The following is a 13,264-nucleotide window of genomic DNA, read 5'->3' as shown; positions in this document are numbered from 1 at the left end:
GTTTGAGTACCACCGGTTTGGGCGCCATGCACCATCAGCGGACTTCCCGCCCACAAATAGTTCTTACCCAAATAGCCTAAGGCCATAATTTTATTGACCCGCAATTGGTTTTTCCCTGCACTATTTGCACCTACTGAGGTATTATCCCAATTAATAGGCAGCAAGTCGGCAGCTCTGGCGAAATCAGCTCCAGCTTTGTCCGCACATTCCTCGTAGCTCAGGCGTGGCAAAGTCGGTTTTTCGCCTGAAGGCAAAACCTCATCAACATAGGGCAAACCTCCAAGATACTGCATCAATTCGAAGTGCCACCAGGCCCGAAAGAAGTACAACTGCCCTTCAATCAAATTCTTTTCTTCCTGAGTGGCCGCAGTGAGTAAATCCAGGTTTTCAAGTCCCATATTAGCCTTACGAATAGCATACCAGGCATGCGCCCATAACCCATGTCTAAATTTGTCGGTTGATGTTGGATCCGGATTGTCATCATCCAGCCAAGTCGCTGCATTACCTTGCCAGGCCCAAAAGTTACCCAGATCAACCTGGTTGGTCATATGGAAACTTCCTTCGAGGTTAAAAAGCTCATCATCACCCCAGTTCCAGGAAGAAGTCCAATACTTTTTTTCCTTATCAGGGATACAATTGTAGATTTCCTCAACAAATCCCTGAAAATTGGTAAAGTTCTGAAAGGCAACTTCTTCAGAAATAATCGATTCAGGCGCTTTCTCCAAATAGTCCTCACAGGAAAAAAGCCCCAAGGTTATGGACAGCAAGCTGCCCCATAAAAGAGTCTTATATATCTGTCTCATTGTTTTCAATATTATAATGTAAATCTGATACCAATATTATATCGCTTCATCGTCGGGTAAGCACCCTGTCCGCCGCCACCAGCAAAATTGGATTCGCGGTCATCGGGCATTTTTGACTTCACCCAAAGGTTATTTCCGTTCACGAAGACCTTCATAGCACCAAAGCCGATGTTATTCACCCAGCCTTTGCTGAAGGTGTAAGCAACTTCGGCATTCTTCAGTCGGATGTAAGAACCGTCAAATAGAAACTGCGTGCCATTGTTATAGCTCGGAGTTGAATGCCAGCGAGGCACGGTGATATCGGCATTGGGGTCATCTTTTGACCACCAGGTTCCCATATCGTACACGGTATTTAGCGAGCTTCCAAAGCTGGTCAGTGTAACCTCGCGGGTTACGTTATTCACTCCGTAGAACTGTACAAAAGCGCTCCAGCCTTTCCATTCAGCACCAAAGGTAGAGTTGTAGGTATTTTGCGGAGCATTGGAATAGCCATAGGGAATACGGTCTTCTGCACCAATCACACCATCGGCATTGAAGTCGATAATATAGTAGTCGCCCGGCACTTTGTATGCATCGTTTGCGTCGTGTGCCGGACTGCCATACAGCGCATCGTATGTATTCACATAGCCGGCATCAACATACGCTCTTGTTTGACCAATGCTATACCCTGCTTGTTTCTGATAGTCTTCATACAAAGCAGGATCATCGCGCTCAACAATCTCATTTTTAGCGTGAGTCATGCTCATTTCGGCCCACAGCCGCAGCCCGTTCGACAATACCTTGTTGACTCGCAGTTCTATTTCATACCCTTCGGTGCGAGCCTTACCCAAGTTGGCTGTGGGAGGAGTGGCACCAAAATAGGAAGGAACGGCACGGTCTTGACCTCTTACAAGAATATCGTCCCGGTTATCCCGGAAGTATTCAACGCTACCCGCAAACAAGCCGTCCAGGAACGCATAATCGGCACCAACGTTAAACTTTCTTACGGACTCCCAACGTACATCCGGGTTTCCAACAGCCGACTCCCGATACCAAGTGTACGAGCTGGTTCCCTGATTCAAATCAAGTGATGAAGCGCCACCATAGGACCACTGGGTCATATACAAGAACCGATTGCCGAAATCATCACCAATCTCCCCGTATGAAGCTCTGATTTTCAACATGTCCAGAAAACGCAGCGATTGCATAAACGATTCTTCTGAAATCATCCAGCCAGCAGCACCCGAATTAAAGAAGGCGAAACGATAGTCTATACCAAACTTTTCAGAACCGTTGTAAGCACCATTATATTCCAGGAAATATTTCGAGGCATAATTATAGGTGGTACGGAATGCCCAGTCTTCGCGGAAATGCGGAATTTCATTCCCTGTTGCTCGTTCTTTTCGACTAATCAATCCCATGGCACTGACACTGTGCTCACCAAAATCACGTGCCCAGTTCAGCTGCAACTGATAGTCCAGGTTGCGCAGCGTAGACCCGTTTCGAACTTCACCACCAGAAGTGTTCCACAGTACCCCCTGCATGAAATCGAATTTGTTGTTATTCTCGAATTCCTTTTTGTAGGTTGCCATTCCGGTAGCCGGATCAATCCATTTCTGCTGGGCGTCGTTGTAGAGGTCATTAATTCCCCGGTTGAATTCCACGAAAGCATTATCCCACGAGATCGTTCCTCTGAAATTCAAACCTTTTGTGACAAAGTCCAGTTTTTGTTCCAAAATAAAGTCCGTATTGATTCGCGTGTTGGTTGTGGTCATTACCCCGGCCAGCGCCAAATTGGCTGCCGAGTTGGTCACATTCGAAATGATGGGATAAAACCCCCAGGAACCATCCGAATATTGTGGCAAAAACACATCAGGAGCAATATTGTAGGCACCAGCCCATTGCTGGGCCACGGCCCAATCCGATGAATTGGTTTGATTCCATGGACTCTGTTTGACGCCATTCGACCCAGCCAGGTTGACCTTGAACAGGGTTGTTTTCGTCAATTGAAAATCCAGGTTGCTGCGTACATTAATCCGGTTATATCCATAGCCCGACTCATAGTTACGTCCGTTATCAAAAACCTGGAAAAGGTCACCTTCGTGTACAAAATCAGCGGCTGCAAAATACTTCACAAATTTTGTACCTCCGGAAACATTGATATTCGCATTGTACGACATGGCGTAATCCTTGAAAAGCTCATCCTGCCAATCCACGTTGGGATAGCGCTCAAATTCTTCCAGGTTCGCCGGATAACGGTACTTATTAATAATCGATTGTGGTTGCATATATCCCCACGAGTCCGGCTCAACCCCCAACTCATGTTCAATGGCAATGTTACGAGCCATCAACGCATCGTACGAATCATACTTATTCGGTAACTTCGATGGAACTTTGACCGTCATATTGGCTGACACATCAATCCGTGCAGCACCTTCCTTACCCCGCTTGGTGGTAATCAGAATGACACCGTTTGCCCCTTTTACACCGTATACTGCCGTTGCAGATGCATCTTTCAACACCGACACAGACTGTACCGAGCTAATATCCACGCTGCTCATCGGACGCTCAATACCGTCCACCAAAATAAGCGGTTCGCTGTTGTTCCACGAACTGGCTGAACGGATCAAGATCATCGGATCTTCTTCACCGGGCATACCGGAACTCGATATGGTGATAACGCCTGGGAGATTACCTGTCAGGGCTGAACCCACATTGGATATACCAGCCGAACGCTCCAACACCTCTCCGGTGGTTTGCGTAATGGCTCCTACAACACTCTCCTTTTTTTGTTGTCCATAACCAACAATAATTGTTTCACCCAGTTGATGGCTTTCTTCAGCTAATGTTACTGTAACGTTCGTTCGATTGGTTACATCAACTTCTTGTTTTTGCATCCCAATAAATGAGATCACAAGAACCTGATTGTCCGATGGTACACCAAGTGAAAACTCACCGTCAAAATTGGTAGCCGTACCAACGCCTGTAAGACCTTTAATCGTTACTGTTGCTCCAATGACCGGACTACCTTGCTCGTCCAATACCTTTCCTTCTACAAGTTTGGTATCCTGAGCAAATCCGGCAAAAGAAATCAAGACAACCCACAAAAGCATAAAGCCTTTCAATAGGTTTACCCTTATGTCGATGGATAAGGATCCCTTTTTAGATAAGAAATTAAATGTTTGCTTCATTACGTTCTCAAATTAAATTGATAAAAAGTTCAAAAATTCCTGAAGGATTTCAATTGTCAACACTGGCAACAACCAAGCACCTGCCTCCCCCGGAATCCATATAAAATCTAACTAGGAGGGAATGAAATACTAAAATTTCGCTAAAAAATTCTTTAATCATAAGTTCATAGTTTTTGGTTAATAATTACTTTTCATAGATCATTGTATATAGATGGTTAATTACTGAATTCAAATGTTTTACAACTGGCATACAAGCCAATCGTGGTTCCGGTAAAACCGTAGGATTGGGCCGTTGACAGGTAAAAGGCATCGATGTTTTCAATTAATAAATTCGTTTCTCCGCCATCGAAAGCATAGTGAAAACTAAAATGAGTGCCTGTTGAAGACACTTTAAGCTCAATTGGGCCATCGCCAGCAGGCAGTTCTTTCGCAGCCAATGTTTCCACCTCGCTGCCTGTTATCTTTTTCAGGCTGACTTGTTTTTGGTCTCCCGCGGTCCCGACAGCCAGCAGGTACTGGTGATGCTCATCCTTATACATCAGCATACCGGCCTGTTCGCCCTCCGACCGGGGATTAAAATACAGGCTGGTGGCACACTCAAACTGGTGATGCTGTAAACGTCGGCCAACAAAGGCCGGCGATTTTAATTCGTTCGATGCCACCTCAGCACACTTCAGGCTCAAATATCCCCGATTCTCATGTAAGGAATAAAGCTCGGTGCCCGGGCCCCGCAAAGTCATCCACTCCAATCCCAGTTTTGTTGTATCGAAATCATCGTGCTGCTCAAAGTTTCCAAAAGTCGGCGAGTCTGCTCGTTTCACGCCCTCCATCTGGATAATTCGCGGCACAAGCTCTTCTTTTTTGGTCATGTATGGAAAACCATCCTTGCTCCAGCGAACCGGCATCAAAAAGGTTTCACGCCCCAGGTTTTCAAACTGGTTGCCGATTGGACGGCAGGCCAGAAAAACGGACCACCATTGACCGTTGGACTTTTGAATCAAATCGGCATGCCCGGCACTGGTAACTGGCCGCTCACGATGCGGGTTGAGATGAAGCTGGGTCAAAATCGGATTCTTTTCCCATGGCTGAAATTCTCCCATGGGAGAATCACCTCTAAAAATAACTTCACGATGATTAACCGAAGTGCCGCCTTCGGCACACATCAAATAATATTTTCCGGTGATTTTATACAGGTGTGGTCCTTCAATCCAAATGGGTTTGTCGGCCAGATTTACTCCGCCATTAACAAGCATGACACTGGGCCCAACTGTTTTATCTGTTTCAACATCAAACTGGGTGACCCGAATAGCACGGTGTCCATCGTAGGTTGAACCACCATCAGGCACATCGTTATTGACAATGTAAGCTTTGCCGTCGTCGTCAAAAAAGAATGAAGGATCTATTCCCCCAACATCGGGCAGCCAAATGGGCGCTGACCAGGAGCCAAAGGGATCTTTCGTTTTTACAAAGAAATTACCACGACCAATATTGGTGGTAATCATGTACCAGGTTTCATTATGGGGGTTATAACTGATTGCAGGGGCAAAAATACCTTCACTGGTTCGTTGTCCGTCAAGCGGCAATTGTTCCGGACGATCAAGTACATGGCCAACCTGTTTCCAGTTAAGCATATCGGTACTGTGGAAAATAGGAACTCCCGGAAAATAGGAAAAGGTGGACGTTACCAAAAAGTAGTCCTTCCCGTTGGTACAAACACTGGGATCTGAATACCATCCCGGCAAGATTGGGTTGTAAAAATAATCGTCTCCCGGAAGTGGATTCTCCTTATAAAAATCATCTTCGCCTTTGTAGGTAAAATAATCGAAATGTGCGACTAAGCTGTCCGAAACAAAATTCGGCCGTTCAGCCTTTGCTCCCGAAGTGCATGATATGAAGGACACCGATAAACCCGATAACAGAATAACTCCACAAAGAATAACAATGGAGAATCTCTTCCTCATTTTAGAATCAGTTAAGTACATAGTTAGAATTAGTTCAATCGTCATGAGAAGCCCACCGTATATTTCCGGAACAGATTCTCACTTTCATTGAAATCAAAAGTAAACGCCCAGAGGTAGGAAGACTTTAAAATTTGGATATTTGATTTTCAATTTTAGACACATTTCAGAACGGAGCAGAACACCTCCTGATTATCAATCACTTACATCTAATATCTTTAAAAAAAGATATTGGCTCACAAAAGATAAAGCGTGAGCACAAAGGATGCTACCCTTCTTAGATTCTGGCTCATTGAAACAGCAGTCATGCTTCAAAAATCAGCCTGACAAGGTAAATGAAACGGGCGCCTATTCGGCTACAACCTTCATAATGATAAAAAAGGGAGATTGGATAATTCAGCCCAACAGCCACCAGAATCGGATATTCTTTGAATAACCGTAACACGCAGAATAGATTAGATGAAAGCTACCCAACCTGGTTTGGCGACTTTCCGTAATGTTTGCGGAAGACGGTGCTGAAATAGCCGACACTTGCAAAACCGCAAAGTTCGCTGACTTCTGTAATGGAATACTGTTTTGTCTGCAATAATTCCAGGGCATGATCCAATCGTATCGACTTAATAAAATCAGTTGGAGACTGATCTGTTAATGACTTAATCTTCTTGTACAAGAGCGATGGACTAACATTCATGGCTGCCGCAAAATCATTTTTAGAAAACTGTGAATTTGCCATGTTTTCCCGAACAACCTCCCCCATTCTCTTTAGAAATTTGTCGTTCAACTCATTATCCAGGATCGTTTCATCCTCGCTTACTTTGATAATCTTCAAAGCTTTTCCCCGAATCACTTCGCGATTCTGAATAATGCTTTTGATACGGTGCTGCAACAAGGTTACATCGAAGGGTTTGGTGAGATAGTCATCAGCTCCAAGTCCTAATCCTGTTAATTGCTGCGCCTTGCCAGTCAAAGCAGTCAATAAAATTACCGGAATATGAGAAGTTTCGTAGGTCGATTTAATCTTGCTGCATAATTCGAAGCCATCCATGTTTGGCATCATGATATCAGAGACCACCAGGTCTGGGGTTTCTTTCTGAATGATTTGCCACGCATGTGCTCCATCGTCGGCCAGGTAAATATTAAAATGAGATTCCAATGCTGATTTTAAGAACTCGCGTAAATAATCATGATCCTCAACAATCAACACTTTCATTTTATGATGGCTTCGGGACTCCAACTCACCAAGCATCGCAGAATGAATTTTCAAATTGGACATTGCCGGCCGAATTACCTTTTCTTCGGACACTTTTTGTTGGGCCAAATCTCCTTCAATCTTTTTTACCGGCATGATAATCTGAAAGGTCGATCCAGCGTTTAGCTGACTGAAACAACTGACTTTTCCATCATGCAAATTCACATAGTTTTTCACCAGCAGCAAACCGATTCCTGAACCCACAATTTTAGAGTTCACCGCATTTTCGCCCCGATAATATTCGTTAAATAATAATTTCTGAGCCCGCTTGCTAATCCCAATCCCTTGGTCGCGCACTTCAAAAATCCACTTATTCGGCGAACAGTTCAGATCAACGTAAACAGGCTGGTCAGGAAAAGAATATTTAATGGCATTGGAAATCAAATTATCAATTACTTTTTCCATCATGGTCTCGTCAATGGCAGTAACGAACCTGCTACAATTGGCTGTAAACTTCAATTCGATATTTTTGCTCTTGGCATAAGATTCAAACATCATGACCCGATTTTCGATGATTTGAACAACATCTGCCATCGACAAGGAAAGCTTTTCCTTTCCAATATCAACTTTCTGAAAGTCCATCAGCTGGGTTACCACCTTCGATAAACGTTGAGACTGCTCCGTAGCCCAGTGCAAATATTGTAAGCCTTTGTTTGATAATCCCGGCTCCTTGTTCAATTCCTCGATTGGCCCGGTAATCAGCGTTAGTGAGGTTCGAATGTCATGCGCCGTATTGGCGAAAAATCGAATTTTCTCCTCCGAATGCCGTTTTTTCAATCGGTCCACATAGAAAGCAAAGAGGAAAATACTCAAGCCGGCAACAAAGAATAAAACCAGCAACTTAAACCACTTGGTCTCCCAAAACGGAGGAATCATGTTAAGTTTGATGGTCCGTGCCGAAATGGTTGACTTCAAGGAACTATCAATCATTCTGATTCGAAGAGTATAAGTTCCGCTGGGAATATTCGAATAAGATAAGATCCGGTTGTTAACCGGCTTGCTCCATTCCTCATCCAGCCCTTCCAGTTTCCACGAAAATCTAGAGCCTGCTGAAGTGACACCGATTGGTATTAATTCCAGACTGATTGTATTTTGGTAATATTTGAGCGACAATTCCTGCAAACTATCCAATGGGTGATCAAGTTCAATATCCGTTGATTCTCGAATTGACCGCCCGGAAACCGTCAATTCCTGGAAGAAAATTTTTCCTTCATCTTGTTTGGGTTGAATTTCCTGAGGATCAAAAATCAAAGCCCCCGTGTTCGTTCCCCAAACCAACTTCCCATTTCGACGCATATAGTGGGAATTCTGATTAAAGGAAACGTTGCTTAAATCAGACAGCGCTGTAAAAGTCAACACGGTATTGTCCTTCTCATCGATACGACACAGGCCTTGCTCTGTGCCGATCCAGATGTACCCGTTCGAAAAAACAATACTATTTGTAAAATTGGAAGGCAGGCCTGAATCTACCGTATATTGTGTTGTCACGTTACTATTGATATTATAGCGAACAACCCCGTCACCGCTGGTGCACAACCAAAGGACATCATTTCTCAATAAAATATCGTAAACCAGGTAGCCTTCCACCAAGGTTTGGGTTTCTCCTGTTTCCTTGTCGAAAAGCAACAAGCCGTATGTGGTTCCAATCAACAATTTGTCCAGCCCATAGTCGACCATGACGTATATAGTCATGTTGGGAAAAGACTGAAATTCGTTTTTCTTTGGCTGATAACGAATCAAGTCGCCGTTTACTCCACCAATCCAGATATCCCCCAGCGCATCTTTATGAATATCAAAAATGAAATTAGAGCCAAACGCTCCGTCCGTGACATCCGGGCTGTAATGGGCCAACTCTTCACCGGTTCTACGATCAAGTAAATAAACACCTGAGGAATAAGAGCCCGCCCAAATCCTGCCCTGATTGTCCTCGCATAGGGATAAAAATACCTGCGCTTGTTCCCGTTTGTTATGGTAGAACGATTTCCAACAATTGGCGGCCACATTCCAGCAACTGATGCCATTGTTTGTTGCAAACCAAAGATTACCGTCCAAATCTTCCAGTATGCTGTTTACATCATTCGTAACCAGCGAATTGGGATTATTAACCACGTGGTTGATTCGGGTCACGATCGGATTGGCTTGATCAAAATAGGAAACTCCTCCACTATAGGTGCAAACCCATACACGATCATTCTGGTCGCGGTAAATATCATATACACCGTTGCCTTTCAAGGAGTTTGGATTATCCGGGTCTTCCTTAAAAACATTCAGGATCCGTGTCCCCTGCTTATTGATCTCCCAGATTCCCTGACCATCAACCCCAATAAGCATCGTTGTATCGGAAATGGCCTCGATAGCCAAAACCGGCTGGTTTGGTATTTCAGGAATACCGGAAAGGCTCAATCTTCCATTTTTGTTTTCCAGATAAAAAAGGCCATCAGCGCGCGTTCCAACCCAAAGGGTATTTAATCCTTTATCGAAAAAGAAGTGAGAAACAAAGTAATTCTTAGCCTCAGGAAATGCAAAATAATCGCTTGACGAGAAATTAAGCGTATTGTAAAGCCTAATTTCCCCGTCAACTGCATAAAAGAAGGAGTGATCATCGAACCACTCCAGCGAATGGATACTCTCGTTCTGCTCCAGAATTTTTAAACCGGTAGCCTTTTCATAAAAAAAGATCCCAAATGACGTGGATAGCCACATGCTGCCTTTCCCGTCGACCAATAGCTTTGTAACGATGAGATATGGATTTAGAATTTCCTTGGCGATGTTGATCTCCAACTCAAAAGCATCCTGAATGGCATTGTACTTGAAAATCTGTCCATTGTTGGTATAGGCATACAAAACACCATTCTCATAGACCAGCCGTACAGTAATAATATCTTTCGTTTCGTAGGGTAAATGGTAAATCCGGATGTCGTCCTGGGTGTAACGAACGACTCCCATTTTTGATGAGATCCAGATAAAACCATAATCATCACTGCAAACCTGGTTGGTTTCCCGGATCGAAATCTCGTATTCGTCATTCAGATTATAAAATTGGACATCATTCACTCCACGCGCCTGAAACGACAAAATACTCAGCAGTGCGAAAATACCAACAACAACTATTTTGAATTTCAAAATCATAAGATCGGTCAGGTTTTCATTCCATTTACATGAACCACACAAAATAAAATCCTTCTATTAACTGCAATCCAGTACACTCATTTTATTGGCTCTTCCTCTTTTTGGCGTTCTTTTTTCAATCCCCCAAAGCGGTTCAAAATCGATATCACATACACAAGTCCAATACGAAAGCGCAACGAAAGATAGAAAAAAAATCCAGCGCCACTCACAATCGGGATAAGAACAACCCAAAGTGGATTCAAATGCAACCCGACTCTCAATTCTCAACGTTTCCAACAATAGCCAATTATTTAAACACTTACAAAACAGATAACAAACCTTGGCTGATTCTGAGCATTAATACACCGCTCCGGTCTCAACTACTTTTTCGTGTCCTACAACATAAACACCTGCGGGAAGTCCTTGGGTTGCTTCTCTTCGAACAACATCCGAACGCAGCAACACCCCCATCACCGAATACACATCAACAAGCTCTGTTTCATCATCATTCCGAGTCGGAATTTCCCCAATATCAGTTGGAATACTGCCTTCATCAATTGTATTAGTCAGATACACTTCTTCAATTTCAATGGGGCAATTTCCAAGTGACCAAAATCCAATAATATAAATATGCGAAGGATCCAGTTTGACATCGGTGTCTTTCTTGTACATATTGTAAAGAGGCACAATCATTTCTGTACTGTTGCCAAAATCGTACTCGGCAGCTCCACCCCAGTAATTATTGTCATCGAATAAGCGAAACGATGGCGCACAAGTTGCTGTTTTCGCCAGTTTGGCTACCAGGTATTTATAACCCGAAATATCTATTCCGGCATCGTATTTCCACCCGCCAAACCCATATTGTCCGGTAATCAGGGTTTGAGTATTCCCATCGAAGGTTCCACTCTCATGAATGGAGGGATTAAACAAATTGGTCAGCGGAAAGGTAGAAGAAGTAACGGTGAACTGACGGGAAACCGGATTTCCCAATCCGCCCTGGTAAGTTACCGTAACAGTAACTTCTCCGTCTGCATCAGCGATAATATTTCCATTGACAATCTGAATCATTTCAGGGCTGGGATTATCGTAGGTTGCACCAATAGAGACATCTTCTATCCGGCCATCGGCATAAACAGCCTTAACAGACAAACTGGTGGTTCCGCCGGTCAGCAATTCCACATCGCCCCCTTCAACGATCAGATCGGTCAAAGTCAGCGATTCATCGCTGTATCCTTCAAAGGAATCATCGTAAAAAGTTTCTTCCGAGTAGAATTCTTCGGTTGTAAACCAGTCAACATCAATATAGCCTCCGGTTTGAACCGTTGCAAAATTGAAGATACCGAACTTGTTGCCGGTAAACACGGAAAGATCGAATTTCATTTCCAAATCCGCTCCGATTTTTGTGTACGTTTCATTATCCAGACTGACATAAAAACCAGCCTTGCTCGTGTTATAACCGGCGACAGCCCTCAGGTAGATTTCCGTATTTTCAATGGCCTGCCCGGTGGTCAATACGCCATCGTTCATCATGACCAACATTCTCTGACCATCAATCACCTTCACCCCAACATAAGCATAAGGATCCTGGAAAACAGCCAATCCGGCCACGTCGCCTTCCAGCATATTTTCGATATCCATTTTGATGGTACCAAAAGAATTGTCCAGATCGGATCGGTAGCCAAAAATTCGTTGGGTCAGCGTATTCCGGGCATCCGCTAAATCGTTCACGACACTCACAGTCTTTAGCCGCAGGTAATCCGGACGCTCCGTCAACGACCACTTTGTATTATCCGGATTGTGATTCCATCCCCATTGCATACCCGGTTTGTAATTTCTGAAATTATCGTTGGTCGGAAGAACCTTTGCCGGATATTCCTGTCCGACATTGGGTTTGGCATGCGTGGTAACACCCTTTCCGTCAACACCAATCTCCGGCCAGTTATCGACCCAGGTCACAGGCTGGAGGTTGGGCAAGCGCCCGAAAGCGCCTTTGTCGTAAAACAAAACGGTCCACCATTCACCGGTTTGAGTTTCCACCAACGCGCCCTGATGGATATTATCATCATCCAGCAAAAGCTTTTCTTCGTAGGGCCCGTAAATATTGCTCGATCGCAAAGCTACCTGGTAGGCTGGCCACCCACCATAAGTTGCATAAATATAATAATAACCATTAATCTTGTACAAATGGCTGCCTTCCAAACCCTCTTTTATGGTATAGCTGTAAACTTCCTGTTCCGAACCGGGAACAACCGCAAAATCTTCGTCCAACTCAGCAATTTTTAGCGTGTTTATACCATAAGCGACATACGTTTTCCCATCCTCATCGAAAAACAAACCCGGGTCGTAAAAGCTACCATCCAGCTTTTGCTTCTCCCACGGCCCTTCCGGATCGGTAGCCGTCAGCAGGTAGCTTCCTTCTTCCAGGGTCGTAAACAGAAGGTAATACATTCCGTTGTTGAATTTCAGACTGGTTGCCCATTGTCCATGGCCATACCGGTCGCAGCCATCCAGGTTGAAGCAGGGAGATGATTCGATTATTTCCAAGGGATTGCTGCAGTATTCCCAGTTCACCAGGTCGTACGATTTTAAAATTGTAGCACCGGGGAAAATATGCATCGTGGTGGAAACCATGTAATACACATCGCCCACCCGAATGACATCGGGATCGGGGAAGTCAGCAAAAATCAAGGGGTTTGTATAGGTTCCATCACCATTGTCGCTATGCGATTGGTATTGAAAATCGGGTCGCGGGTAATTTTCATTGGCATACTCCTGATACCAGTGATAGACGGGCCACGGACAAGCTTCGGGGTCGTTCAGAAAAGTATAGGGTTCGCCCGCTGCCGGAGGCACTGCTGTAAAATCAGCCAGTAAATGAGGGCTTGTAAAAAGGAGCCAGCTCACATTACCTGTGTCGTCCATAATCTTTTTGAAGTTAGCACCGAAACCATCGCCGCCCGCAGTTCCGGTGTAGCC

The 13,264-nt window shown here is 44.3% G+C and carries 5 protein-coding genes; all 5 read right to left on the bottom strand.

Annotated elements, in window-relative coordinates; genetic code table 11:
* A partial coding sequence (locus AAC033_RS16120; protein ID WP_339739986.1) for a RagB/SusD family nutrient uptake outer membrane protein occupies nucleotides 1-803 on the bottom strand: 803 nt, incomplete at its 3' end.
* 11 nt (nucleotides 804-814) lie between these two features.
* On the bottom strand, nucleotides 815-3,973 hold the full coding sequence (locus AAC033_RS16115; protein WP_339739984.1) for a TonB-dependent receptor: 3,159 nt from the start codon (nucleotides 3,971-3,973) through the stop codon (nucleotides 815-817).
* Between the two features lie 215 nt (nucleotides 3,974-4,188).
* Nucleotides 4,189-5,934: a glycoside hydrolase family 43 protein gene (locus tag AAC033_RS16110; RefSeq protein WP_339739982.1), complete on the bottom strand. Its 1,746-nt coding sequence runs from the start codon at nucleotides 5,932-5,934 to the stop codon at nucleotides 4,189-4,191.
* Nucleotides 5,935-6,397: 463 nt separating this feature from the next.
* Complete coding sequence (locus tag AAC033_RS16105; RefSeq protein WP_339739980.1) at nucleotides 6,398-10,309, bottom strand: response regulator; 3,912 nt, start codon at nucleotides 10,307-10,309, stop codon at nucleotides 6,398-6,400.
* Between the two features lie 336 nt (nucleotides 10,310-10,645).
* Nucleotides 10,646-13,264: glycoside hydrolase 43 family protein (locus tag AAC033_RS16100; protein ID WP_339739978.1), on the bottom strand; the 2,619-nt coding region annotated here is incomplete at its 5' end.

This window comes from uncultured Sunxiuqinia sp. (genome assembly GCF_963974515.1).
In the GTDB taxonomy this organism is placed as follows: domain Bacteria; phylum Bacteroidota; class Bacteroidia; order Bacteroidales; family Prolixibacteraceae; genus Sunxiuqinia.
The sequence above is the reverse complement of the archived record's forward strand: the minus strand, read 5'-3'. Positions and strand labels throughout refer to the sequence as shown.